The organism is Agromyces sp. NPDC056965, assembly GCF_042673425.1.
GTDB lineage: Bacteria > Actinomycetota > Actinomycetes > Actinomycetales > Microbacteriaceae > Agromyces.
Genome location: NZ_JBHURI010000048.1, coordinates 1 through 22,641 on the forward strand (window position 1 = coordinate 1; position 22,641 = coordinate 22,641).

At 70.9% G+C, this 22,641-nt stretch carries 26 protein-coding genes; 13 read left to right on the forward strand and 13 right to left on the reverse strand.

Annotated features, from left to right (window positions below; genetic code table 11):
• Positions 1-46: 46 nt before the first annotated feature.
• Positions 47-529 (reverse strand): hypothetical protein, encoded by a 483-nt coding sequence (locus tag ACFTQE_RS13050; protein ID WP_376925482.1) that lies wholly within the window; start codon positions 527-529, stop codon positions 47-49.
• A 68-nt stretch (positions 530-597) separates the two neighbouring features.
• Between ACFTQE_RS13050 and ACFTQE_RS13055 the strand changes: the two genes are divergently transcribed.
• Positions 598-1,038, forward strand: a complete 441-nt coding sequence (locus ACFTQE_RS13055) for a MarR family winged helix-turn-helix transcriptional regulator (protein WP_376925483.1) — start codon at positions 598-600, stop codon at positions 1,036-1,038.
• Here ACFTQE_RS13055 and ACFTQE_RS13060 read toward each other — a convergent pair whose 3' ends face one another.
• From ACFTQE_RS13060 to ACFTQE_RS13075, 4 genes are all read right to left on the reverse strand, one after another.
• The gene (locus tag ACFTQE_RS13060; RefSeq protein ID WP_376925484.1) at positions 1,039-1,704 is read right to left on the reverse strand and encodes a GNAT family N-acetyltransferase; all 666 of its coding nucleotides are present in this window, start codon (positions 1,702-1,704) and stop codon (positions 1,039-1,041) included.
• Positions 1,705-1,835: 131 nt separating this feature from the next.
• Positions 1,836-2,105: a hypothetical protein gene (locus tag ACFTQE_RS13065; protein ID WP_376925485.1), complete on the reverse strand. Its 270-nt coding sequence runs from the start codon at positions 2,103-2,105 to the stop codon at positions 1,836-1,838.
• A complete protein-coding gene (locus ACFTQE_RS13070; RefSeq protein ID WP_376925486.1) occupies positions 2,102-2,791 on the reverse strand; it encodes a hypothetical protein in 690 nt (229 codons plus the stop codon). Before ACFTQE_RS13070 ends, ACFTQE_RS13065 begins: the two co-directional genes overlap by 4 nt.
• A 176-nt stretch (positions 2,792-2,967) precedes the next feature.
• Entirely contained in the window at positions 2,968-3,837 is an 870-nt protein-coding gene (locus ACFTQE_RS13075) for a PHP domain-containing protein (RefSeq protein ID WP_376925487.1), read from the reverse strand.
• Between the two features lie 53 nt (positions 3,838-3,890).
• Between ACFTQE_RS13075 and ACFTQE_RS13080 the strand changes: the two genes are divergently transcribed.
• The 3 genes from ACFTQE_RS13080 to ACFTQE_RS13090 all read left to right on the forward strand — a co-directional run bounded on the left by ACFTQE_RS13080 (position 3,891) and on the right by ACFTQE_RS13090 (position 7,180).
• The gene (locus tag ACFTQE_RS13080) at positions 3,891-4,910 is read left to right on the forward strand and encodes an endonuclease/exonuclease/phosphatase family protein (protein ID WP_376925488.1); all 1,020 of its coding nucleotides are present in this window, start codon (positions 3,891-3,893) and stop codon (positions 4,908-4,910) included.
• A 25-nt stretch (positions 4,911-4,935) separates the two neighbouring features.
• A complete protein-coding gene (locus ACFTQE_RS13085; RefSeq protein WP_376925489.1) occupies positions 4,936-6,507 on the forward strand; it encodes an aminopeptidase P family protein in 1,572 nt (523 codons plus the stop codon).
• Positions 6,508-6,574: 67 nt separating this feature from the next.
• A complete protein-coding gene (locus ACFTQE_RS13090) occupies positions 6,575-7,180 on the forward strand; it encodes a hypothetical protein (protein ID WP_376925490.1) in 606 nt (201 codons plus the stop codon).
• A 3-nt stretch (positions 7,181-7,183) separates the two neighbouring features.
• Here ACFTQE_RS13090 and ACFTQE_RS13095 read toward each other — a convergent pair whose 3' ends face one another.
• Complete coding sequence (locus ACFTQE_RS13095) at positions 7,184-7,531, reverse strand: TIGR02611 family protein (protein WP_376925491.1); 348 nt, start codon at positions 7,529-7,531, stop codon at positions 7,184-7,186.
• Positions 7,532-7,596: 65 nt separating this feature from the next.
• Positions 7,597-8,334, reverse strand: a complete 738-nt coding sequence (locus ACFTQE_RS13100) for a general stress protein (protein WP_376925492.1) — start codon at positions 8,332-8,334, stop codon at positions 7,597-7,599.
• Positions 8,335-8,412: 78 nt separating this feature from the next.
• Between ACFTQE_RS13100 and ACFTQE_RS13105 the strand changes: the two genes are divergently transcribed.
• The 6 genes from ACFTQE_RS13105 (at position 8,413) to ACFTQE_RS13130 (ending at position 13,081) form a co-directional block, all read left to right on the forward strand.
• Positions 8,413-9,741, forward strand: coding sequence for a magnesium transporter MgtE N-terminal domain-containing protein (locus ACFTQE_RS13105; RefSeq protein WP_375837357.1), 1,329 nt, complete (start codon positions 8,413-8,415; stop codon positions 9,739-9,741).
• The gene (locus ACFTQE_RS13110) at positions 9,728-10,249 is read left to right on the forward strand and encodes a DUF1003 domain-containing protein (RefSeq protein WP_375837359.1); all 522 of its coding nucleotides are present in this window, start codon (positions 9,728-9,730) and stop codon (positions 10,247-10,249) included. Before ACFTQE_RS13105 ends, ACFTQE_RS13110 begins: the two co-directional genes overlap by 14 nt.
• Positions 10,236-11,429 carry an Mrp/NBP35 family ATP-binding protein gene (locus ACFTQE_RS13115; RefSeq protein WP_376925493.1) on the forward strand — a complete coding sequence of 398 codons (1,194 nt, stop codon included), beginning with the start codon at positions 10,236-10,238 and terminating at the stop codon, positions 11,427-11,429. The genes ACFTQE_RS13110 and ACFTQE_RS13115 overlap by 14 nt, the downstream gene beginning before the upstream one ends.
• Before the next feature lie 4 nt (positions 11,430-11,433).
• Positions 11,434-12,327 carry a hypothetical protein gene (locus ACFTQE_RS13120; protein ID WP_376925494.1) on the forward strand — a complete coding sequence of 298 codons (894 nt, stop codon included), beginning with the start codon at positions 11,434-11,436 and terminating at the stop codon, positions 12,325-12,327.
• 75 nt (positions 12,328-12,402) lie between these two features.
• Positions 12,403-12,690: a hypothetical protein gene (locus ACFTQE_RS13125; protein WP_375837362.1), complete on the forward strand. Its 288-nt coding sequence runs from the start codon at positions 12,403-12,405 to the stop codon at positions 12,688-12,690.
• A gap of 13 nt (positions 12,691-12,703) precedes the next feature.
• Positions 12,704-13,081: a hypothetical protein gene (locus ACFTQE_RS13130; protein ID WP_376925495.1), complete on the forward strand. Its 378-nt coding sequence runs from the start codon at positions 12,704-12,706 to the stop codon at positions 13,079-13,081.
• Positions 13,082-13,084: 3 nt separating this feature from the next.
• Here ACFTQE_RS13130 and ACFTQE_RS13135 read toward each other — a convergent pair whose 3' ends face one another.
• Together ACFTQE_RS13135 and ACFTQE_RS13140 are read right to left on the reverse strand one after the other, a co-directional pair.
• Entirely contained in the window at positions 13,085-14,653 is a 1,569-nt protein-coding gene (locus ACFTQE_RS13135; RefSeq protein ID WP_376925496.1) for a pyridoxal phosphate-dependent decarboxylase family protein, read from the reverse strand.
• The gene (locus ACFTQE_RS13140; RefSeq protein ID WP_376925497.1) at positions 14,653-16,044 is read right to left on the reverse strand and encodes an MFS transporter; all 1,392 of its coding nucleotides are present in this window, start codon (positions 16,042-16,044) and stop codon (positions 14,653-14,655) included. Before ACFTQE_RS13140 ends, ACFTQE_RS13135 begins: the two co-directional genes overlap by 1 nt.
• A gap of 89 nt (positions 16,045-16,133) precedes the next feature.
• Between ACFTQE_RS13140 and ACFTQE_RS13145 the strand changes: the two genes are divergently transcribed.
• Positions 16,134-17,684, forward strand: a complete 1,551-nt coding sequence (locus tag ACFTQE_RS13145) for a succinic semialdehyde dehydrogenase (protein ID WP_376925498.1) — start codon at positions 16,134-16,136, stop codon at positions 17,682-17,684.
• A gap of 72 nt (positions 17,685-17,756) precedes the next feature.
• On the opposite strand, the gene ACFTQE_RS13150 is transcribed toward ACFTQE_RS13145, so the two are convergent.
• Positions 17,757-18,149 (reverse strand): sec-independent translocase, encoded by a 393-nt coding sequence (locus ACFTQE_RS13150; protein WP_375837368.1) that lies wholly within the window; start codon positions 18,147-18,149, stop codon positions 17,757-17,759.
• A 91-nt stretch (positions 18,150-18,240) separates the two neighbouring features.
• Here ACFTQE_RS13150 and ACFTQE_RS13155 point away from each other — a divergent pair, with 91 nt between their 5' ends.
• Positions 18,241-18,873 (forward strand): O-methyltransferase, encoded by a 633-nt coding sequence (locus ACFTQE_RS13155; protein ID WP_375837369.1) that lies wholly within the window; start codon positions 18,241-18,243, stop codon positions 18,871-18,873.
• Positions 18,874-18,939: 66 nt separating this feature from the next.
• Here ACFTQE_RS13155 and ACFTQE_RS13160 read toward each other — a convergent pair whose 3' ends face one another.
• From ACFTQE_RS13160 to dapE, 3 genes are all read right to left on the reverse strand, one after another.
• Positions 18,940-19,113, reverse strand: a complete 174-nt coding sequence (locus tag ACFTQE_RS13160; protein ID WP_067875042.1) for a DUF3117 domain-containing protein — start codon at positions 19,111-19,113, stop codon at positions 18,940-18,942.
• A gap of 140 nt (positions 19,114-19,253) precedes the next feature.
• Complete coding sequence (locus ACFTQE_RS13165; protein WP_376925499.1) at positions 19,254-20,486, reverse strand: hypothetical protein; 1,233 nt, start codon at positions 20,484-20,486, stop codon at positions 19,254-19,256.
• 25 nt (positions 20,487-20,511) lie between these two features.
• A complete protein-coding gene (gene dapE, locus ACFTQE_RS13170) occupies positions 20,512-21,612 on the reverse strand; it encodes a succinyl-diaminopimelate desuccinylase (protein ID WP_376925500.1) in 1,101 nt (366 codons plus the stop codon).
• A gap of 62 nt (positions 21,613-21,674) precedes the next feature.
• On the opposite strand from dapE, the gene dapD reads away from it, so the two are divergent.
• Positions 21,675-22,628 carry a 2,3,4,5-tetrahydropyridine-2,6-dicarboxylate N-succinyltransferase gene (dapD, locus tag ACFTQE_RS13175; RefSeq protein WP_376925501.1) on the forward strand — a complete coding sequence of 318 codons (954 nt, stop codon included), beginning with the start codon at positions 21,675-21,677 and terminating at the stop codon, positions 22,626-22,628.
• The last annotated feature ends 13 nt before the right edge of the window (positions 22,629-22,641 follow it).

Genomic DNA, 22,641 nt, shown 5'->3' on the forward strand with positions numbered 1-22,641 from the left:
GGCTTCGGCCGGGCGGGCGCTGTGCGTTTCGGGTGCGCGTGTCGGTTCAGAACGCGCGCGTCGGCGTCGCCGACTCGGTGCGCGCGCTGTCGCTGTCGCCGCCGGGTGCGCGCGGGTCGGTCGCGGCAGCAGCGACTGGCTGATACCTCCACGCCCATGCGGCCAGACTCGCAGCGAGCAGGATCACGATCACGGCGAGTGGAACGTGCAGAGCGGTCAGGGAACGGAACCCGGCGAACGCCAGCAGCGACATGAGCGCGAGCAGGGCGACCGTCGCCCAGATCGGCCAGCGCGGTGCCCGGCCGAGGCGTCGCGCGAGGATCGCGGCCACGATGCTGACGATCAACGCGATGCCCGCCACGGTCGCCATCTCGCGGTGCCAGGCGAACGCCGACGGCTCCCCGCCCATGAACAGACCGGCGAGCACCGCCTGTCCGAACATGAGGATCGCGGTCACCGTCAGCGAGATCCGCAGGCACCGCATCGGCCACCGTCGCGGTTCGCGAGCTGCGTCATTGAGTGAGGACATGATCGGAGCCTATCCATTAGATCCAAATGGATCAATTGCAATTGGATCGAATTTGAGAGAATCGATCCATGAGCGATGACAGCGGGGGGGCCTCGATCGAGGTGGGGCTGCTGCTCCACCAGGTCTACACGTTGGCGACGCAACGACTGAACGACGCGCTACTGCCGCTGAACCTGGCCAGCCGGCACGTCACGGTGATGTTCCTGATCCGCGACGGCGTGCAGACCCAACGCGACCTCGTCGCGCGACTGAACACCGACAAGACCGGCATGGTCCGAGTGATCGACGACCTCGAACGGCTCGGCTACGTGACCCGAACGCCCTCGACACAGGACCGGCGGGTCACGATCCTCGCGCTCACGAGCGAGGGCGACGAGGCTCTGCGGAATGCCCAGCAGCACACCAAGCGCGTGTCCGCGGAGTTGTTCCACGCCGTCAGCCCAGACGAACTCGGCATGCTGAAGTCGATCCTCGAGCGCACGCTCGATCCGTCCAGGAAGGACGACTGACTAACTCTCGTTGCTGCGTGGGCCGCCGTCTTCCGCACTGCGGGCGAAGGTTGCGATCCGCTGCTCGAGCCGTACCTTCACGGCGGGCCACTCATCCGCGAGGATCGAGTACACGGCCGTGTCACGCCAACTGCCGTCGGCTCGCTTCTGGTCGCGCCGAAGGATTCCCTCGAACTCGGCACCCAATCGTTCGATCGCGTTTCGGGATCGTGCGTTCACGGAGTCCGCCTGTATCTTGACCCGATTGAAGCCGCTGTCGAAGGCGAGTCCGAGCGTGAGCAGCTTGGTTTCCGGATTCACGATCGTGCCCCACGCCTCCGGGCGATACGCAGTGGCTCCGATGTGCGTGCTGTCGTTCTCGAGGTCGAAATCACCCATCCAAGTCGCCCCGACGATGCTGGTGAACCCGGGTTCACCGGCCGTGGCCCCGTGCCGGACGGTCCATGCGAGCGAGGGCGCATCGCCGCCCAAGTAGTACGACGTCGCAAACTCGCGGAAGTCGTCGAGGTTGATTGGCAGTCCCGCGATCCCACCGCCGTATCCGCTCTCGAAGACCTCGCTTCGGGCCAACGCACGGTAGAGACCAGGGATATCAGAGGCCGTCATCGGTGTCAGCTTCACGGCGGAGCCGACGAGCTCGAGGGGCGCTGGCAGCGTTGCGGTCATCCAGCCAGTGTCACACCTCACCTCGGCATGATCGGCAGGTCTGGCTTGCGGCGCCGGAGACCACGATCGGCTTCAGGGAGGTGGAGCTCGGGGCTCCCGAGCGCCTGATCCTGGGGCGGACTGACCACGACCTAGTACAGTCCGAGGAATCTGAAGCGGTGTTCGGTCGTCTTCATCTTGGCGAGTGGAACCCAAGACAGCTCCGAGTCGCGAGCGAGAGGCCGGAGAACGAATCGCAGGAGGAACACCATCAGGTTGACGTCGAACCAGCCGACACACGCACCGAGGGAGGCCCCGGTGAGTGGGCCGAGCACGATCCATGAAAGAGCGGCGAGCGGAGTCACGGCCCAGAGCAGCACGCCCCTCATGAACAGCATCAGAATCTGTGCGATCTCAGTCACGTGGGGTCCAGACGACCATGAGACGACACAGCGGGCAGCTTCCGCTCGATTCGAAGGGCCCCGATGCCACTGACGGCCGGACCGACGTCATACGTGCGCTGCACCTCCACCGCCGCGAAGTCGAACCCGAGCCCCGCCTCGACCTGTGCGAGCGCCGCGCGAGCTGCCACGGAGGGCGGGTCCGCGACGCAGCAGCAGAGTACGATCACCTCGCGGAGGCCGCCATCCGCTCTCGCCAGACCGTGCACCGAGTACCACTCCCGCTGCTCGAGCTGAGCCCTCGTCCAGTACTCGTCGAAGAACGTGTATGCCGGTGGTTCAGCGCGCAACCTGTCCAGCATCTCCTCCAGTTGGGCAGGATCCAACGGCGGCCGCCGAAACCACGTCTGGTCATGGAACGCTTCGCTCTTCGGCGAGCCGAGCCGCACCAGCCCCGTATCCAGGTTCCTGTTGAACTGCTCGATGGAGGTCGTGTAGGACGACTCCATCGGGCGGTCGTACAGCACCGCTGGGCCAAGCTTCGGCTGATCCTCGAAGCGCTCAACGCCCACGAATCCGTCGAAGCCATACGCTGGCCCACGCCCCGGGGTCCAGCTGAACTTGAGAATCTCCTTCGTCCGCTTCACCCAACGCAAGACCTGGAGATCACCGCTGACCAGCGGTGAATCGGGAACGATGGCGCTCATCTGCGGCTGATCTCCTTCAGTGCCAGCCGAGCACGTTCCGTCGTCGTTTCGGCGTGCGGCCAACACTATTGATTGATGAGACCGGATGCATGAGTCATCCACCGCGAGCATCGACGGAGACCCCGCACAGCGTCATGGTGGCCCTCCAGTGCCGCTGGATGGCCCTCAGCGGTCCGCTACGGCAGCACCGGCGATGACCCGCGACCCTCGGCGATGATCGCCTCGACGACGTCGGGTGCGGTGCGGCACTCGCCGAGCCGGTTCGGCTTGCCGGTGCCGTGATAGTCGCTCGAGCCGGTGATGCGCAGCCCGAAGCGTGCCGCGAGCGCCCGCAGACGCGGCTTCGCGTCTTCGCGATTCTCGGGGTGGTCGATCTCGAGCCCGAAGAGGCCGGCCTCGACGAGTTGCTCGAGCCGCTCGGGCGGGATGACCCGCTCGGCGCCGCGCGTGCCGGGGTGTGCGAGCACCGGCACTCCCCCGGCTTCGCGGATGAGTCGCACCCCCGTGAGCGGATCGGGCGCGTAATGGGGCCGCGCGTAGCCGGCACGAGGGTGCAGGATGCCGTCGAACGCCGCCGAACGCGTCGCGACGTGGCCTCGGGCCACGAGGGCGTCGGCGATGTGCGGCCGGCCGATCGTCGTGCCCTCGACGGTCTGGGCGAGCACGTCGTCCCACGTGAGGGCGTAATCGCGGCCGATGCTGCGCACGATCGCCTCGGCGCGGGTGAGCCGCGATTCGCGGATCTGCGCCGTCTCGGCGATGAGCGCCTCGTCGAGCGGGTCGATCAGGTAGGCGAGCATGTGCACGCTCGTGTAGCCCTCGCGGGTCGAGAGCTCCATGCCGGGGATGAGCGCGACGCCCGTGTCGGGCACGGCTGCGGCTGCTTCTGCCCATCCGCTCGTCGAGTCGTGGTCGGTGAGCGCGACGCCCCAGAGGCCCGCGCGTGCGGCCTGCTGCATGAGCTCCGCCGGCGCCTCGGTGCCGTCGGAGACCGTCGAGTGCGTGTGCAGGTCGGCTTCGCCCGCGACGACGGTGGCTTCTGGCATCCTGCCATGCTATCCGGGGCGCGCCACGGGTCACCTCGCCTAGGGTTGGTTGAATGCTCCCCCGCATCCTCGGCTGGGCCATCGTGCTCGGCACCGCCGCCGTCGCGCTCGTGCTCGTGTGGCCGCAGGCCTTCGGCCTGCAGAACCAGTGGGTGGCGGCGCACGTCGTCGCCCTGCGCGGCACCGCGGCCGCGGGCGGCATCGTGGCCCTCGTCGTCTTTCTCCTGCTCGCCCTCGCACGGCCCGTCCGAGTCTTCGCGTTCGCGGTGGCCGCCGTGTTCGCGCTCTTCGCCGCGGGCAACGTGGCCGTGCTGACCGCTCGCGGGTTCGGGGCATCCACCGCCGAGTCGGGCCCCGACTCAGTGACGGTGCTCTCGTGGAACACGCTCGGCGAGGTGCCGGAGGCGTCGACCATCGCCGATCTCGCGATCGAACGGGGCGCCGACGTCGTGGTGCTGCCCGAGACCACCGAGCCGCTCGGCGAGGAGGTCGCGATCGCGATGCGCGAGGGCGGCAGCCCGATGTGGGTGCACACGGCCGCGTACGACGACATCGCGAAGGCCCGCTCGACGACCATCCTGATCAGTCCCGACCTCGGTGACTACGACGTCGTCTCGCCCGAGGAGCCCGGCCCGCCCGGCAACACCAACACCCTGCCGAGCGTCGTCGCAGAGCCGTCCGACGGCGACGGCCCTCGCATCATCGCCGTGCACGCGGTCGCACCCATCCGATGGGAACTGCGCAACTGGCGCAGCGACCTCGACTGGCTGGCCGAGCAGTGCGCCGGCGACGACGTCATCATGGCGGGCGACTTCAACGCCACGGTCGATCACTTCGCCGGGCACAGCACCGACGGCGGCGACATGGGCAACTGCGCGGATGCCGCAGTGCAGGCCGGTGCCGCAGGCGTCGGCACCTGGCCGACCGATGTGCCGCCGTTCTTCGGCAGCCCGATCGACCATGTGATGGCGACCCCGAACTGGAGCGTCGAGGCGTTCGAGGTGCTCGACGGCTACGACGACGCCGGCAGCGATCACCGGCCGATCGTCTCGACGCTCGTCGAGGCCGACTGACAGGCGACGGTGCGAGAATGGTCGCATGGCCAACACCAGCGACACCTCCACGACCGAGACCACGGGTTCCGTGACGACCGCGAGCGAGGAGGGCGGCCGCAACGCGAACCGTTCGACGACGCCCGGCTCCGAGGGCTTCAAGAACTTCATCGGCAGCGGCTGGGCCGAGCGCGACGAGGCGCTGCCCCAGGCGCGCGAGCAGGCTTCGTTCGCCGCCGCACGCCGTGCGAAGGTCTCGGCGGCCTATGTCGGCCAGCGACTCATCGTGCCCGCGGGCGACATGAAGCAGCGCGCCAACGACACCGACTACCCGTTCCGCGCGCACTCGGCGTTCGCGCACCTGACCGGCTGGGGTTCCGACTCTGAGCCCGGCGCTGTGCTCGTCTTCGAGCCGACGACCGACGGCCACGAGGCCACCGTGTACTTCCGCGAGCGCGCGGGCCGCGACTCCGAGGAGTTCTACGCGAACCCCGCGATCGGCGAATTCTGGATCGGCGCGCGCCCCTCGCTCGCGCACGTCGCCGCCGACCTCGACCTCGCAACCCGGGGACTCGAGGAATTCGACCGGGTCATCGACGCCGTCGACACGGCGACTCTCGTGCTGCGCGAGGCCGACGCATCCGTCACCGAGCGCGTCGACCACGCCCGCATCCGGTTCGCCGCCGAGCAGGCACTGTCGACGAACGCCTCCGACGCTCCGTTCTCGCTCGAAGTGGGCGGTACGCACGAGCCCGACGCCGAGCTCGCTCGCGTGCTCTCCGAACTGCGCCTCGTGAAGGACTCGTTCGAGATCGCCGAGATGCGCGCCGCGATCGACGCGACGCAGCGCGGCTTCACCGAGGTCATCGGCGAACTGCCCCGCATCACCGCAGAGGTCCGCGGCGAGCGCGTCATCGAGGGCGTCTTCGCGACCCGTGCCCGCCTCGACGGCAACGACGTCGGCTACGACTCGATCGCCGCCGCCGGCCCGCACGCCACGATCCTGCACTGGACCCGCAACGACGGCCCCGTCGTGCCCGGCGATCTCGTGCTGCTCGACGCCGGCGTCGAGATGGACAGCTACTACACGGCCGACATCACGCGCACCTTCCCGGTGAACGGCACCTTCTCCGAGGTGCAGCGCAAGATCTACGAGGCCGTGCGCGAGGCCGCCGATGCCGCGTTCGCGATCGTGAAGCCCGGCATCGTGTTCCGCGAGGTGCACGCCGCTGCGATGCAGGTCATCGCCCGGAAGACCGCCGAGTGGGGCTTCCTGCCCGTCTCGGCTGAAGAGTCGCTCGAGCCCGACAACCAGTTCCACCGTCGCTACATGGTGCACGGCACGAGCCATCACCTGGGCCTCGACGTGCACGACTGCGCGCAGGCGCGACGCGACATGTACATGGACGGCGTGCTCGAGGCCGGCATGGTCTTCACGATCGAGCCCGGTCTCTACTTCCAGCCCGACGACCTCACCGTGCCCGAGGAGTTCCGCGGCATCGGCGTCCGCATCGAGGATGACATCCTCGTCACCGCCGACGGCGCCGAGAACCTCTCGGCCGGCATCCCCCGCACGGCCGACGAGGTCGAGGCGTGGGTGCAGGGCGGCACTCGGTAACCGAATCGTGATGGGCAACAGGGCAGACCCGGAGTCCTCTTCGCACGCCGTCGAGTAGATTCCGGGAATGACCCGATTCCCGTCGCTCACCGCCGCCCTGTTCGTCGCGGTGACGATCCCGTTCCTGCTCACCGCTTGCGCGGCGGGCGCATCGAGCACTCCGAACGAGCACGCGACGTCGTCGCCGAACGCGACGTCCGTCGCTGAGCCGAGCCCGACCCCTGAGCCCTCAGCTCCGATCGAGGTCGACCCCGCGCTGTACGTCGACGAATACGTGCCGGGCGTGGTCTTCGGCGTCGGGTCCGGAGCCGTGAACTGCCAGATCCAGGAGCCGTCCGGCGACCCGGCCGTCGCCGCATGGGGCTGCGCCGTCGGGGAGGCCAAGACCTGGCAGTGGGAGGACACCTCGTTCGCGGACTTCTGCGCAGAGCTCGAGTCGGAAGCGATCGGCTGCCGCGACGGACTCGTCGTGCGCGGCGCGGAGGCCCCGACTCCGCGCCGGAACACCGACGCCGACTTCGGCGGCTTCACGGCTTCGCACGTGCTCGCCGCGGGCGAACGGATCACCGTGGGCGACGTGTCGTGCGAACCGGTCGACGACGGCGTGCGCTGCGAAGACAGCGCGAGCGGTCATGGCTTCGCACTGTCGGCCTCGGCGATCGACGCCTGGTAGCCGTCAGTCGCCGACGACCGGGCGAGCCGCCCGGCGCGCCTGCCACCATGCCCAGAAGCGGGCGAGCTGGCGCTTGGCGAACGCGGCGACCCGCTTCGCCCACGCGAACTCGGTGCCGAGGATCGCGAGGCCGAGGAAGACGATGAGCCAACCGGGCCCGGGCAGCGGCACGAGCAGCAGGCCCACGGTCGCGATCAGGCCGCCGAGCACGGCGACGGCCACGCGGTAGGCGCGACGCAGCCCCGGCCTGCGTTCGATGCGGTGACGGATGGCTCGGAGCAACCGCATGATCGGCCGATCGGGTCGCTCGCCCTCGGCGATCTCCGCTGCGATCTCGTCCTGCGTCACCATTCGGTCACGCTATATCGCGAGTCTGAGAAGACGCCTCGATCCCGGAACGTCGCCGAGGGACGCGCTCAGCGCTCCGCGGCAGGCGGTTCGGTCGTCGCCGGGGCATCCGCGCCATCGGCCTGCGGTGCAGCGGATGCCCCGTCGCCGGCGTCGGCCGCCGGGGCGAGCTCCCCGTAGCGCGGGCGAGCGGGGGCCTGCGCGGCCCGGGCCGCCTCGGCGGCGGCGCGCTTCGCGGCATCCGTCGCCTCGCCGTAGCTGAGCGGACGCCCGCCGTTCTCGACCGGCAGGTTCGCAGCGGGTCGCTCGGGCGCGGGTGCGTCGACGCCGAGCACGCTGCGGGCGCGATCGACGTGCGCGCTCTCGGCGATGATCGCGTACTTGGTCGCGAGCACCTGCCCCACGGAGGTGAAGTCGCGGCGACGCCGGTTCATCGAGTACGAGACGACGCTGAAGATCATGCCGAAGCCGGCACCGATGAGCACCGCCGAGATGAGGATGCCGACGGACGCACCGGTCGGCGCGAAGATGAAGAACAGGAGCCCGAGGAAGGTGCCGAACCAGGCACCCGACAGGGCGCCTGCGCCGGCGGCGCGGCCCCACGTGAGCTTGCCCGTGATGCGCTCGACGCTCGTGAGGTCGGTGCCGACGATCGCGAGCTCCTTCACGGGGAACTCGGCCTTGGCGAGCGCGTCGACCGCGGCCTGCGCCTCGGCATAGGTCTCGAAGCTCGCCACCGTCTCGCCCTTGGGCAGGATCGGGTAGGCACGGCCGACTCGGCCGCCGAACGGGGATTGAGTGCTCACCCGGTCATTCTCCCACGACGCGCCCGCCCACGGCCGGGAACGGGCCGCGCACGAGGCATCCGGGACTAAGTTGGAACCGTGAGCGCCACGAGAGTCTTCGTCGCCCGACTCGCCGGGTGCGCCGTCTTCGACCCCGCCGGCGATCGGGTCGGCAAGGTGCGCGACGTCCTCGTCGTGTACCGCAAGAACGACCCTCCTCGCGTCGTGGGCCTCATCGTCGAGATTCCCGGCAAGCGCCGCGTGTTCCTCTCCATCGGCCGCGTGACGTCGATCGGCGGCGGCCAGATCATCACGACGGGCCTCATCAACCTGCGCCGCTTCGAGCAGCGCGGCGGCGAGGTGCGCGTGATCGCCGAGATGCTCGGCCGCAAGGTCGCCTTCATCGACGGCTCGGGCGACGCCTCGATCGAAGACGTCGCGATCGAAGAGCTCGAGCCCGGCGAATGGCAGGTCGACCAGCTGTTCGTGCGCCGCCCCAAGGGCGCGTCGCCGTTCTCCAAGGGCCAGTCGGCCTACGTCACCTGGCGCGAGGTGCGCGAGGTGAACCCGCCCGGTGAGGCGCAGTCCGCCGAGCACCTCATCGCCTCGTACTCCGAGCTGAAGCCCGCCGACCTCGCGAACACGCTCCTCGACCTGCCCGCCCAGCGCCGTCAGGAGGTCGCGGAGGAGCTCTCCGACGACCGTCTCGCCGACGTGCTCGAGGAGATGCCCGAGTCCGACCAGGTCGTGATCCTCGCCGGCCTCGGCGACGACCGCGCCGCCGACGTGCTCGACCACATGCAGCCCGACGACGCCGCCGACCTCATCGCGCAGCTCCCCGAGGAGCGCGGCGAGCACCTGCTCGAGCTCATGGAGCCCGAAGAGGCCGAAGACGTGCGCTTCCTCCTCTCCTACGGGCCCGACACCGCCGGCGGCCTCATGACCCCCGAGCCGATCATCGTCTCGGCCGACGCGACCGTCGCCGAGGGCCTCGCGCTCATCCGCCGCCACGACCTGCCGCCCGCGCTCGGCGCCGCGGTCTGCGTGACGCTGCCGCCGTACGAGCCGCCCACCGGGCGCTTCCTCGGCATCGTGCACTTCCAGCGCATGCTGCGCTATCCGCCGCACGAGCGGCTCGGCACCCTGATCGACCAGGGCCTCGAGCCCGTGCGCGCCGACACCTCGGCCGCCGAGGTCAGCCGCATCCTCGCGAGCTACGACCTCGTCTCGGTGCCGGTCGTCGACGAGAAGCATCGACTCGTCGGGGTGGTGACGATTGACGACGTGCTCGACTACCTCCTGCCCGATGACTGGCGAAGTCATCCCGAAGATGCCGAGGTGGGGCGCCGCGCAGCCGCGCGAGCCCAGCTGACGACGGGGAGTATCCCCATCTCGAACGGAAGGAGGGCAGGAGATGGCACGCGCTGACGCCGACGACCGGCGATTCGACACACCGAAGGGCACGCGCCGCGCCCCGTCCTTCCGCGGTTCGGGCGACAGCGACCGGTTCGGTCGCTTCACCGAGTGGGTCGCTCGCGGAATGGGCACGCCCGGCTTCCTGCTCGGGCTGTCGGTGTTCGCGATCGGCTGGATGGTGTGGAACACCTTCGCGCCCGAGGAGTGGCGCTTCGACTCGATCGCGATCGGCTTCACCGCCCTCACGCTCGTGCTCTCGCTGCAGGCCTCCTACGCCGCCCCCCTGATCCTGCTCGCGCAGAACCGGCAGGACGACCGCGACCGCGTGCAGATCGAGCAGGACCGCCAGCGCGCCGAGCGCAACCTCGCCGACACCGAGTACCTCGCCCGCGAGGTCGTGGCGCTGCGCCTCGCGATGAAGGACCTGGCGTCGCGCGAATTCATCCGCTCAGAGCTCCGATCCATCATCGAGGAGCTCGACCGACGCGACGAGGAGGACGCGGAGCATGCCGGCCGTTGACCCCGCCACGGCCGACCCGGCCGCGCTCGAGACCGCCGTTCGCGCGGCGCTCACGGGCGTCATCGACCCCGAGATCCGCAAGCCCGTCACCGAGCTCGACATGGTCGACCGCGTCGTCGTCGGCGACGACGGCCGGGTCGAGGTCGGCATCCGCCTGACGATCGTCGGATGCCCCGCCTCCGACCGCATCGAACGCGATGTCCGGCAGGCGGCCGAGACGGTCGTCGGCGACGGCAACGCCGAGGTCGTGCTCTCGGTCATGACGCCCGAGCAGCGCGCCGCACTCACCGAGCGGCTGCGCGGCGGCAAGGCGGCGCGCGGCAACCCCTTCGGCCCCGGCAGCCTCACCCGGGTGATCGCCGTGACGAGCGGCAAGGGCGGCGTCGGCAAGTCGACCATCACCGCGAACCTCGCCGTGGCACTCGCCGCCCGCGGTCTCTCGGTCGGACTCGTCGACGCCGACGTGCACGGCTTCTCGATCCCCGGCCTGCTCGGCCTCGTCGACGAATCGGGCCTCGCCGCCCGGCCCACGCGCGTCGACGAGATGATCCTGCCGCCCGTCGCACACGGCGTGAAGGTCATCTCGATCGGCATGTTCGTCGAGCCGAGCGAGGAGGGCGGGCGCGCGTCATCGGTCGCCGTCGCCTGGCGCGGGCCGATGCTGCACCGCACGCTCTCGCAGTTCCTCACCGACGTGTACTTCGGCGACCTCGACGTGCTGCTCGTCGACCTGCCGCCGGGCACCGGCGATGTGGCGATCTCGCTCGGGCAGCTGCTGCCGAACGCCGAGGTCGTCGTCGTGACGACCCCCCAGCCCGCGGCGGCCGATGTCGCCGAGCGCTCCGGAGTCGTGGCGCGGCAGACCGGGCAGAAGATCGTGGGCGTCGTCGAGAACATGGCCGGCTTCGCGCAGCCCGGCGGCGAGATCTTCGACCTGTTCGGCGCCGGCGGCGGCGAGATCGTCGCCGAGCGCCTGTCGGCTGGCCAGCCGGCGCCGGTGCCGCTCCTCGCGAGCGTTCCGCTCAGCGTCGCCCTCCGACGCGGCGGTGACGACGGCATGCCCGTGGTGCTCGCCGAACCCGACGACCCGGCTGCCCGCGCGATCGAGCACGTCGCCGCGCAGCTCGCCGCCGTGCCCCGATCGCTCGCCGGTCGACGACTCGACGTCTCGGTCCGGTGAACGGATGTCGCGCGCCCGCCTGACCCGCCGGCTCGCGATATCCCTCGCCGCCGCTCTCGCGGGCGCCATGACCGTGGTCGGGCTCAGCGCATGCGCTCCGCTGGCCCGGATTCCCGCTGCTGGGCTGCCCGAGAGCCTCTCCGCCCGCGTGCAGCAGGGTCGTCTCGACATCGAGGCGCACCGACTGGTGGTGCGCATCGAGAACGACGGCGACGAATCGGTGACGGTCGAGCGCCTGGAGCTCGAATCGCCGACGCTCGCCCCGGGCATGGTCCGCGACGAGCCGTTCGAGGTCGCGCCGGGCGATGCCCTGCAGGTCCGGATGCCGCTGTCGGCGAGCAACTGCGGCGACGGCGAGGTGACGCCCGAACCCGAGGCGACGATCCTGCTCGACGTCGCGACGCCGACGGGCAGGGCCTCGGGCGAGCTCATCGCCGACGACCCCCACGGCACACTCGCCCGCGTCGCGAACTCCGACTGCCTCGCCGAGTCGGTCGAGCGGGTCGCCGCGATCGAGATGCCAGAGCACCTGCGCACGACGGGCAGCGGTGCGGAGCAGCGGGCGTTCATCGACGTCGAGGTCGTGCCCGCGGCATCCGGCGACGGCTCGTTCGTGATCGACCGGGTGTACGGAACGACGCTGCTGAATGCCGAGGGCGGCGTCGACTGGCCGCTCGACGCCGAGGTCGCGGCCGGCAGCGCACCCGTGACGATCACGCTGCCGGTGCGCCCGGCGCGCTGCGACGCCCACGCGATCGCCGATGACAAGCGCGGCACGATCCTGCCGTTCGAGATCCGCACGGGCGACGGGCGCGAGGGCCGACTCGACCGATCGTCGGGCGACACGCTGAAGGCCGAGCTGTACGCGTACTACGGCGAGCGATGCGGGCTGCAGTGACGGGCACCGCCGCGAACCCCGCAGACCCCCGGACCGCACATGCGCGCTCGGGCCGAGGCTCGATAGAATCCGGGCATGAGCACCCCGAATCCGTCTCCTGCCGCACTGTCCGACGAGTCGCGCGCGCAGTTGCTCAACGCCGAGGTGGCGAGGTACGCGCAGCGCGGCTGGACGGTGCAGTCCGTCGCCGCCGGCCAGGCGGTGGTCTCCAAGAACAAGCGCATCGGCTGGTTCTGGAACCTCATCCTCGTGCTGCTGACCGGCGGCCTGTGGTTGATCTACGTGGTCTACCGCGCCCTCAACCGCAAGGTGGAGACCGTCGTCATCACGGTCGACCCTGCGGGGCGGATCCGCACGAGCTGATTATGCTCGACGGATGACGGTACCCGCTGACTGGATCGCGCATCGGCGCGGCGACGGTGAACTGCTCGGGTGGATGCGCCCCGACGGCGAGGGCTTCGTGGTCATCGACCTGCTCGGACGACCGCTGACCGACTCGCTCGACTGGCTGAGCGCCGAGGAGGCGCTCGAGGCGACGGGAATCGGCTACCTCGCCGATCTGTACGAGCTGCGACTCGACGACGACACCTGGCTTCGCGTGCGCATCACCGAGGTCTCCGCTTCGGTGCTCACGCTGAAGAAGGACGACTTCGGGGCCATCGACGCGCCCGCGGTCGAGTACGAGGTGCCGTTCCCGATCGACGACCGGCTCCGGCCGCTGACCGGCGAGCGGGCGTTCATCCTCGACCCCTGATCGTCAGCCGAGGTCGCGAGCCGACGGCGGCTCCACGACCCGCGCGATCAGCTCGACGAGCAAGCGCTCGGTGAGCTGCGGCGGCAGCGCACCGACGAGCGCGAGCACCGGAGCGAGCCGGTCGGGCAGGGCACCGTCGGCGCCCGCCGCGCCGTCAGCGGGGTCCGCGGTGCGGGCCTCGGCACCGCCGAGCAGCCCGAAGGCGCGGAGCAGACCCGCAGCACTCTCGGAGTCGAGCCCGGCGGATGCCCCCGCGAGTGCGTCGAGGCCACCGGGCAGCGTCTCGGCGAGCCCGGCGACGAGCGCCTGCCCGTCGACGGGCGGCTCGCCTCGCACGGCATCGGCGGCCGCCACGAGGGCCGTCGACAACTCGCCGACCACGGCCTCCGTCACCGGTGTCACCGTGAGGTGGGTCGTATGGGGCAGCCGGGTGCCGTCGGCCTGCGTGAGCGCGGGCTGCAGCTGCAGGTGCCAACCGGCCGCGCGCGCGGCATCCGCCCAGTGGTGCGGGTCGACGCGCAGCTCGGCAGGCACCGACTCGTCGGTGGCGACCGCGAAGAGCGGGCCGGTCGGCGAGCCGACGACCGTGAGTCCAGGGATGCCGGTGACGACCTCGCGCAGTCCGGCGGTCGCGCGTGCCGCCTGGGCGGTGAGCTCGGTGAACCCGTCTTCGCCCAGCGCCTCGATGATCGCCCAGGCCGCAGCGAGCGGCCCGGCGGGCTTCGACCCGGTGAGCGTGGGATTCACGACCGGGTACCCCGGCCAGGCGGTCGTCGCGAAGTACTGGAACCGCTGGCGGTCGCGGCCGCGCGTGAGCAGCACCGAGACGCCCTTCGGCGCGTACCCGTACTTGTGCAGGTCGGCCGAGAGGCTCGTGACGCCGGGAACCGACAGGTTCCACGCCGGCAGGTCGTCGGGCCAGAAGGCGAGGGCGAAACCGCCGATGCACGCGTCGACGTGCAGCGCGATGCCGCGCGGGCCGGTGATCGCCGCGACATCCGCGACGGGGTCGAGCGCCGCGAACGGGTACGACGGTGCGCTCACCACGACGAGGGCGACGTCGTCGCCGAGTCGCTCCTCGATCGCGGCGACCGAGACGACGCCCGTGATCGGGTCGACCGGCACGAGATCGAGCTCGAGCCCGAAGTACTCGGCGGCCTTGTGGAATGCGGCGTGCACGGTCACCGGGGCGACGATGCGCGGCACCCGCGGGCTGCCGGCGCGCACCGACCGCCACAGGTCGCGCGCCGACTTCACCGCGAGCAGGCAGCTCTCGGTGCCGCCCGAGGTGACCGAGCCGACGATCTCGTCGTCGCCGGCGCCGCCCAGCACGCGCCGGGCGAAGCCGACGACGCCGGCTTCCATCGCGGCGACCGACGTGAACGTCGTGGGGTCGAGGCCGTTGACGGGCTGCACGAGGCGCGCGGCGCCGGCCGCGAGCTCGTCGAGCTCGCCGAGGCCCGAGTCGTAGACGTACGAGAGCACCCGGCCGCCGTGCGTGGGTGCGTCGAGCGCGCGCATCGCCTCGAGTTCGGCGAGGATCTCGGCTGCCTCGCGGCGGAGTTCGGTCATCATGCCATCGTCTCTGCAGTGGGAGCGGCGGCATCGGCTTCGATGTCGGCGCGTCGGAGCGGGTACTTGCGCAGCGCCACGAGGCTCGCTGCGACGAGCAGCGCGGGGATCGCGCTGAAGCTGATCGCGATGCCCGCGACCGCGGCCGGCGACTGGGTCACCGTCTGGGAGCCGATGGACTCGGCGTAGCCCGTGAGCGCGAGCACGATCGTGAGCACCGTGGCGCCGAGCGCCATGCCCGCGGTCTCCCCCGCCGTCCAGACGCCGCCGAAGCTGCCGGCGCGGCCGATGCCGTGCGTGCGGGCGTCGTGCGAGATCACGTCGGGCAGCATCGCCATCGGCAGCGACTGCATGCCCGCGTAGCCGGCGCCCGCGAGCGCGACGGGCACGTACACCCACGCGCCGGGCGCCCAGATCATGCCGACGAGGCTGAGGGCGGCGATGCCGAAGAGCGTGCTCGCGAGTGCGAACCCGCGCTCCTTGCCGACGCGGCGGGCGACGGCCTGCCAGACGGGCGCGAAGAGCACCGCCGGGCCGATGAGCGCGACGAAGAGGAAGGTCACCGCGCGCTCGTCGCGGAGCACCCACGTCGCGACGAACTGGGCGCCGGCGAGCATGAGGCCCGTCGCGAGCCCCTGCAGCACGAAGGCCGCGAGCAGGGCGCGGAACGCCGCACTGCGCTTGAGTGCGGCGAAGCCCTCGGCGTAACCGGCACGGATGTCCCGGCGTGGCGCGGCATCCGTCGATGCACCGGGCTTCGGCGCACCGGCCTTCGCCGCGGTCGTCGTGGCGACGAGCATGCCCGCGCCGATCACGACGCCCGCCACGATCGCCATGACGAGGTACCCGGTGTGCTCGTCGGCGAACGCCGCGCGCACCTCGGGGCCGCCGGCGCCGAAGAGCAGGATCGCGACCGTGAGCACGACGACGCGCCAGGTGAGGAGCCTGGTGCGGGCGTCGTAGTCGGACGTGAGCTCGGCCGGCAGCGCGATGTAGGGCACCTGGAACAGGCTGAACGCCGTCGCCGTCGCGAGGAAGGCCAGGAACACCCAGATGCCGGATGCCCCGGGGTCGAGGCCGGTCGGCACGGCGAACGTGAGGATGAAGCCGACGGGCAGCGCGACGGCGCCCACGATCATCCACGTGCGACGCGTGCCGGTGCGTGCGAGCGCGCGGTCGCTGCGCTCGCCGATCCACGGGTCGATCACGACGTCCCACACCTTGGCGGCCGTGACGACGAGTCCCGCGACGAGCGCGGTCACCCCGAGGGTGTCGGTCAGGTAGTACACGAGCACGAGGCCGGGCAGCGTGGCGAAGCCGCCGGTGCCGATGGATCCGATCGCATAGCGGGTCACGACACCGCGGGACAGGGTTCGCACCGATGCGGTCATGGAGGCAGTGTACTCACCCGTCGGCACCCGTCGGACCGCGAACTGGGTCAACTGACCTAGAACGCGGTCGACTGTCCTAGACTGTGCGCATGCGCGCCCCCACGGCCTCCCCCGACCTGTACGCGAGCCTCAGCGACGACGTCGTCGCTTCGGGCTCCGAGACCACCTCCGTCCCGACCCCGTCGACGGGCGAGATCCTGCACGAACTGCCGCGTTCGAGCGCCGACGACGTGCTCGACGCGTTCGCCCGGGCACGGCTCGCCCAGCTCGCCTGGGCCCGCGCCGGATTCGCCGAACGCCGCCGTGTGCTGCTGCGGGCGCACGACCTCATCCTCGAGCGCCGCGAGATGCTGCTCGACCTCATCCAGCTCGAGAGCGGCAAGACGCGCGGGCAGGCCTTCGAGGAGATCTTCGAGGCCGTCTCCGTGACCCGGTACAACGCGCTGGCCGCCCGCAAGGTGCTGCACGGCCGCCCCATCCGCTCCGGCCTCCCGACCGTGGCGACGAGCCGGGTGCAGTTCCGCCCGAAGGGCGTCGTCGGCGTCATCACCCCGTGGAACTTCGCGCTGAGCCTCGCCGCGATGGACGTCGTGCCCGCCCTCGCCGCCGGGTGCGGCGTCGTGCAGAAGGCCGACGACCAGGGCGCGCTCTCGATCCTCGCCCTGCGCCGCGCCTTCATCGACGCCGGTGTGCCCGCGGCGCTCTGGGCCGTCGTCGCCGGCCCGGCCTCCGAGGTCGGCGAGGCGCTGACGGATGTCGCCGACTACATCTGCTTCACCGGCTCGACGGCGACCGGCCGCAAGATCGGCGAGAAGGCGGGCCGCCGCCTCGTCGGCTCCTCGCTCGAGCTCGGCGGCAAGAACGCGCTGCTCGTGCTCGACGACGTCGACCCAGCGACGGCTGCGGCGAACGCCGCGCACGCGGCCTTCTCGGCGATGGGCCAGCTCTGCGTCTCGATCGAGCGCATCTACGTGCACCAGAAGGTCGCCGGCCCGTTCCAGAAGGCGCTCGTCGAGCGGCTGCGGTCGGCCAGGCTCGGGTCGGGCCTCGACTTCAGCGCCGACTTCGGTTCGCTCGCGAGCGCTGCGCAGCTCTCACGCGTGCAGGCGCACCTCGACGACGCCGTCGCGAAGGGCGCCGTCGTGCTCGTCGGCGGCAAGCACCGCCCCGACATCGGTCCGTGGTTCTTCGAACCGACCGTGCTCACGGGAGTCACCCCCGACATGCTCGTGTACGCGGAGGAGACCTTCGGCGCGATCGCCTCGCTCTACCTCATCGGCAGCGACGAAGAGGCCGTGCTCGCGGCCAACGCCAGCGAGTACGGCCTGAACGCCTCGGTCTTCACCGCGTCGGCCGGGCGCGCACGCCGCGTCGCCGACGCCCTCGAGGCGGGCAGCGTCAACGTCAACGAGGGGTACCGGGGCTCGTTCGCCTCGGTGGCGGCGCCGATGGGCGGCGTCAAGCAGTCGGGTCTCGGCCGCCGCAACGGCGAGGCCGGGCTCCTGCGCTTCGTCGAGCCCGTCACGATCTCATCGGTGACGGGGCTGCTGCAACTGCCCCGCACCGCGAAGGAGTACGAGCAGAAGGCGCCGCTCCTCGTGCTGCTCGCGCAGGCGCTGAAGGTCGTGCGCCTGCGCTGACCAGGCGCCCGCCCGGCGCCGTGCCGCCACGCGGCATCCGCTCGGCCCTGCCTCTCGGCAGCGCCGCGCCGATCAGGTCGCTTCGGAGTCGAACGGCGCCGGTTCGTCGGCACCGAGCCCCTCGCGCTTGCGCTTGCGCTGCAGGTAGGCCGAGTTGTCGTTGACCGACGCCCGCGCGACGACGGGCGCGGGCGCCTCTTCGGCGAACGGGTCGACATCGGTGAGCGCCTCGCGGATGATGCGACGCGGGTCGTACTGGCGCGGGTCGAGCTTCTTCCAGTCGACGTCGTCGAAGTCGGGGCCCATCTCGTCGCGCATGCGGTCTTTCGCACCGTTGGCCATGTCGCGCAGGGAGCGCACGAGTCGGCCGAGCTGCGCGGCGTAATGCGGCAGTCGTTCCGGCCCGAGCAGGAAGACGGCAATCACCCCGATGATGAGGAGCTTCTCGAACGTCAGACCGAACACCCCTACAGGATAGTGGGCGGCGAGGCGTGCAAACGCCACGGCGCGTTCACCTTAGGCTTAGGCACTGAGAGATCCACCCGGGAGCCGCCACGTGTCAGATCACGACCTGAACTGGAAGTACGTCGACGACTCGGTCGCCCCGACCGAGTCGATCGCCAAGGCCCGTCAGCAATCGCTCGAGCTCGGCGTCGAGCCGGTCTCGCCTGCCGTGGGTGCGCAACTCGCGGTGCTCGCCGCCGCATCGCGCGCCCAGTCGATCATCGAGGTCGGCACCGGAGTCGGCGTCTCGGGCCTCTGGATGCTGCAGGCCGCACGCCGTGCGCTCCTCACCTCGATCGACACCGAGAACGAGTACCAGCAGCACGCCCGCCAGCATTTCGCCGACGCCGGCATCGCCGCAGCGCGAGTGCGACTGATCGCCGGGCGCGCGAGCGAGGTGCTGCCGCGCATGAACGAGAGCTCGTACGACATCGTCTTCATCGACGCCGACGCCCCGTCGGTCATCGAATACGCCGAACACGGCCTGCGCCTGGCGAAGCCCGGCGGCATCGTGCTCGTCGCGCGAGCGCTCTGGAAGGGCCGAGTGGCCGACCCCGCGCGACGCGACGAGTCGGCGAGCGCCTACCGCACCCTCATCTCGGAGCTCTCGACCTCGACGGCGGTCGCGACGGCGATCTCCCCGGCCGGCGACGGGCTGCTGCAGATCGTCAAGCTCGGCGTCTAGCGCCCGCAGCAGACGGAAACGAAACGAGCCCCGAGAGATCTCGGGGCTCGTTTCGAGTGATGTGACTCAGGCGGGATTCACGACGCCGCCGAGGACGTCATACAGCTCCTTGGCCTCAGCATCGTTCACCGAGACGACGAGGCGCCCGCCACCCTCGAGTGGAACTCGAACGATGATGAGTCGACCCTCCTTCACAGCCTCCATTGGCCCGTCTCCGGTGCGTGGCTTCATGGCCGCCATTGAGCTCCCCTTTCGTGGCTGAGATTCCATTATCTGCTAACACAGGCGGTGCTGGGAAATCGCCGCGAGCCTGTGGACAAGCCGATTGACGACTTCCCACAGACGGAGGGCATTCTCCGATTGCCGAATTCGTGCTCCGATCAGGGAGGCGTCCAATCGCGGCCGTCGACTCCCCATGCGATGAGCAGCCACCCGAGTTGCAGCACAAGGGAGAGCGCGACCATCCCCCAGCGGTACCAGCGCGCCCGGGGCTGGGCCATCGCACCGACGAGCGGGAACATCGGTGCGAGCAGGCGGAAGGTGCTCGACTGCGGGAAGAACACCGCGAGCAGGTACAGCGCGTAGCTCGCGAGCCACAGGCGCAGGTCGACGCCGAGGCGGCGCACCGCCGGCAGGAACAGCGTCACCGTGAACCCGGCGATGAGCGCGACGACGACGATCGGACCGAGCGGCTGGCCGAGCCACCAGTCGGCCGATTGGAACCACGCCGTGAACGGCACGAGCTCCTGGTAGCCGATGTACGCCGAGCGCCACGCCAGCTCGGTGGCCGTGTACCCGTGCAGTTCCCCCGTCGCCGCCCAGACGACACCGGGCCAGGCGAGGCCGACGATCCCCGCGAACACCGTGACGGATGCCGCGAGCACCCGCTCCCGCATGGGGAACGGGTCGCTCCGCCGCGAGAACCAGCGCCACAGCCAGTGCAGGCCGAGCGTGAGGGCGAAGGCGAGCGCCCCGGGCCGCGTGAACGCCCACACGGCGAGCACGGGCACGAGCCAGCCGTATCGTCGATCGACGAGCAGGAGCAGCGCGAGCGCGAGCCAGAGCAGGCCGAGCGATTCGGCGTAGCCGAACTGCATGATCGGCGAGACCGGCGCGACGCAGAAGAGCACGACGGCGAAGAGCGCCCGGTCGGGCTCGAGGAACCGCGACATGAGCCGGTACGTGATGAGCGCCGCTCCGAGACCGGCGGCGAGCGACACGATGACGGATGCCACGTTCCACGGCACCCCGAGCGAGTTCACGAGGCCGACGAACATCGGATAGACGGGCAGGAACGCCCACGCGTTCTCGGCGACCTGACCGGTCTCGGTCAGCGGGAGGTCGGCCGGGTAGCCGCCCAGCCAGATGATCTGGTACCACCGCGCGTCCCAGAGGTTCGCGTACTCGAAGTAGCCGGGGCGGGCCTGCGTCCACGGGTTCGAGCCCTGGAGGCTCGCCATCACGAGCACCATGGCCGTGGTGATCGCGCGGGCCCCGAGGAAGATCAGGGCGACCTTCGCCCACCATGGAGCCACCCGCCAGCGCACGCGCGGCGACCAGCGCGTCGCGCGGAACGGGTCGGGTTCGCGGAGGGCGGCCGACGGCGTGGTCACGGGGTGCTCTTCGAGGCCGGGTCGCTCAGGCGGTGGCGCCGGTCAGCCAGGCGCGGAGCGCGACCTCGGTGTGCAGGATCTGGGCGATGTCGACCCGCTCGTCGTCGGCGTGCGCCTTGAGCGGGTCGCCCGGGCCGAAGTTCACCGCCGGGATGCCGAGGGCGCTGAAGCGCGCGACATCCGTCCAGCCGTACTTGGGACGCGCCTCGGCGCCGACCGCACGCACGAACTGCTGCGCGAGCGGGTCGTCGAGGCCGGGGCGCGCACCCTCGGCGCTGTCGACGATCGCGACCTCGAAGCCGTCGAAGAACTCGGTGACGAAGGCGGATGCCTCGGCGACGCTGCGACTCGGCGCGAACCGGTAGTTGACGGTGAGCACGGCCTCGTCGGGGATCACGTTGCCCGCGATGCCGCCCGAGACGAGCACCGCGTTCAGCCCCTCGCGGTAGGCGAGCCCGTCGACCTCGACGGTCTCCGCCCGGTACTCCGCGAGCTTCGCGAGCGCCGGCGCGAGCTTGTGGATCGCGTTCTCGCCGACCCAGCTGCGCGCCGAGTGCGCCCGCAGCCCGGTGGTCCACACCTCGGCGCGCAGGGTGCCGTTGCAGCCGCCCTCGACCTGCCCGTTCGACGGTTCGCCGAGGATGGCGAAGTCGCCGGCGAAGAGGTCGGGACGAGTGCGGGAGAGCCGACCGAGGCCGTTGAGCGAGGCCGCGACCTCCTCGTTGTCGTACCACATCCAGGTGAGGTCGACGATGGGATCGGTGAGCTCGAGCGCGAGCTTCAGCTGCACCGCGACCCCCGCCTTCATGTCGACCGTGCCGCGCCCCCACAGGTACTCGACGCCGTCTTCGGTCTCGAAGCGGGTCGGCAGGTTCTCGTTGATCGGCACGGTGTCGAGGTGCCCGGCGATCACGACCCGGCGCTCGCGGCCGAGGTTCGTGCGCGCGACGATCGTGTCGCCGTCGCGGATCACCTCGAGGTGGGATGCCCCGGCGAGCGCCTGCTCGACGAGGTCGGCGAGCAGCGACTCGTCGCCCGAGACGCTCGGCACGTCGCAGATGGCCTGCGTGATGGCGACGGAATCTGCGGTCAGGTCGAGCGTGAACGGTGATGCGGCGGCAGGCATGCCCCCAGTCTACGAATGCAGCGGCACGTCACAGTCCGGCGCCGGCTCGCTACCCTTGAACCATGCCCACGAACGACGTCGCGCCCAGCCCTGCCCGCCTCGCCTCCGCAACCGGACTCGCGACCGTCGCCGCAGACGGCACCGTGCTCGACACGTGGTTCCCGGCACCGGTGCTCGGTGACAGCGCAGCGCCGCTCGCGGCCGAGCACCTCGCACTCGCCGGTGCCGACGAGCGCCGCGCCGTCACCGTCGAGGCCGTCGAGCTCACGATCGACCTCGACGCGGCCCCGACGGGCACGAGCGATGCCTACCTGCGCCTGCACGTGCTCTCGCACCTGCTCGCAGCGCCGAACACGGTGAACCTCGACGGCATCTTCGCCCACCTGCCCGCCGTGGTCTGGACGAACGCGGGCCCGGTGCATCCGACCGACTTCGACCGCCTGCGCCCGGCACTGCAGCGCGCCGGCATCCACGCGGTCAGCGTCGACAAGTTCCCGCGCCTGCTCGACTACGTCACGCCCGAGCGGGTGCGCATCGCCGACGCCGCACGCGTGCGCCTCGGCGCGCACCTCGCGCCGGGCACCACCGTGATGCACGAGGGCTTCGTCAACTTCAACGCCGGCACGCTCGGCGCCTCGATGGTCGAGGGCCGCATCTCGCAGGGCGTCGTCGTCGGCGACGGCTCCGACATCGGCGGCGGGGCATCCATCATGGGCACGCTCTCGGGCGGCGGCACGCAGCGCGTCGTCATCGGCGAGCGTGCGCTGCTCGGCGCGAACTCGGGCATCGGCATCTCGATCGGCGACGACAGCGTCGTCGAGGCCGGGCTGTACGTCACCGCCGGCACCAAGGTCGTGCTGCACGGCGGCCCCGGCGAACGACCGAACACCGTCAAGGCCGTCGTGCTCTCTGGCGTGCCGAACCTGCTGTTCCGGCGCAACTCGCTGAACGGCCAGGTCGAGGCCCTCTCCCGCTCGGGCGAGGGTGTGCAGCTGAACGCCGCGCTGCACGCGTAGCCCCCCGGAATCG

What these genes read in the sequence shown, in the direction of transcription:
- ACFTQE_RS13050 (WP_376925482.1), bottom strand. Translation starts at nt 529, where the DNA reads ATGTCCTCACTCAATGACGCAGCTCGCGAACCGCGACGGTGGCCGATG.
- ACFTQE_RS13055 (WP_376925483.1), top strand. Translation starts at nt 598, where the DNA reads ATGAGCGATGACAGCGGGGGGGCCTCGATCGAGGTGGGGCTGCTGCTC.
- ACFTQE_RS13060 (WP_376925484.1), bottom strand. Translation starts at nt 1,704, where the DNA reads ATGACCGCAACGCTGCCAGCGCCCCTCGAGCTCGTCGGCTCCGCCGTG.
- ACFTQE_RS13070 (WP_376925486.1), bottom strand. Translation starts at nt 2,791, where the DNA reads ATGAGCGCCATCGTTCCCGATTCACCGCTGGTCAGCGGTGATCTCCAG.
- ACFTQE_RS13075 (WP_376925487.1), bottom strand. Translation starts at nt 3,837, where the DNA reads ATGCCAGAAGCCACCGTCGTCGCGGGCGAAGCCGACCTGCACACGCAC.
- ACFTQE_RS13080 (WP_376925488.1), top strand. Translation starts at nt 3,891, where the DNA reads ATGCTCCCCCGCATCCTCGGCTGGGCCATCGTGCTCGGCACCGCCGCC.
- ACFTQE_RS13085 (WP_376925489.1), top strand. Translation starts at nt 4,936, where the DNA reads ATGGCCAACACCAGCGACACCTCCACGACCGAGACCACGGGTTCCGTG.
- ACFTQE_RS13090 (WP_376925490.1), top strand. Translation starts at nt 6,575, where the DNA reads ATGACCCGATTCCCGTCGCTCACCGCCGCCCTGTTCGTCGCGGTGACG.
- ACFTQE_RS13095 (WP_376925491.1), bottom strand. Translation starts at nt 7,531, where the DNA reads ATGGTGACGCAGGACGAGATCGCAGCGGAGATCGCCGAGGGCGAGCGA.
- ACFTQE_RS13110 (WP_375837359.1), top strand. Translation starts at nt 9,728, where the DNA reads ATGGCACGCGCTGACGCCGACGACCGGCGATTCGACACACCGAAGGGC.
- ACFTQE_RS13115 (WP_376925493.1), top strand. Translation starts at nt 10,236, where the DNA reads ATGCCGGCCGTTGACCCCGCCACGGCCGACCCGGCCGCGCTCGAGACC.
- ACFTQE_RS13120 (WP_376925494.1), top strand. Translation starts at nt 11,434, where the DNA reads ATGTCGCGCGCCCGCCTGACCCGCCGGCTCGCGATATCCCTCGCCGCC.
- ACFTQE_RS13125 (WP_375837362.1), top strand. Translation starts at nt 12,403, where the DNA reads ATGAGCACCCCGAATCCGTCTCCTGCCGCACTGTCCGACGAGTCGCGC.
- ACFTQE_RS13130 (WP_376925495.1), top strand. Translation starts at nt 12,704, where the DNA reads ATGACGGTACCCGCTGACTGGATCGCGCATCGGCGCGGCGACGGTGAA.
- ACFTQE_RS13135 (WP_376925496.1), bottom strand. Translation starts at nt 14,653, where the DNA reads ATGACCGAACTCCGCCGCGAGGCAGCCGAGATCCTCGCCGAACTCGAG.
- ACFTQE_RS13140 (WP_376925497.1), bottom strand. Translation starts at nt 16,044, where the DNA reads ATGACCGCATCGGTGCGAACCCTGTCCCGCGGTGTCGTGACCCGCTAT.
- ACFTQE_RS13145 (WP_376925498.1), top strand. Translation starts at nt 16,134, where the DNA reads ATGCGCGCCCCCACGGCCTCCCCCGACCTGTACGCGAGCCTCAGCGAC.
- ACFTQE_RS13160 (WP_067875042.1), bottom strand. Translation starts at nt 19,113, where the DNA reads ATGGCGGCCATGAAGCCACGCACCGGAGACGGGCCAATGGAGGCTGTG.
- dapE (WP_376925500.1), bottom strand. Translation starts at nt 21,612, where the DNA reads ATGCCTGCCGCCGCATCACCGTTCACGCTCGACCTGACCGCAGATTCC.
- dapD (WP_376925501.1), top strand. Translation starts at nt 21,675, where the DNA reads ATGCCCACGAACGACGTCGCGCCCAGCCCTGCCCGCCTCGCCTCCGCA.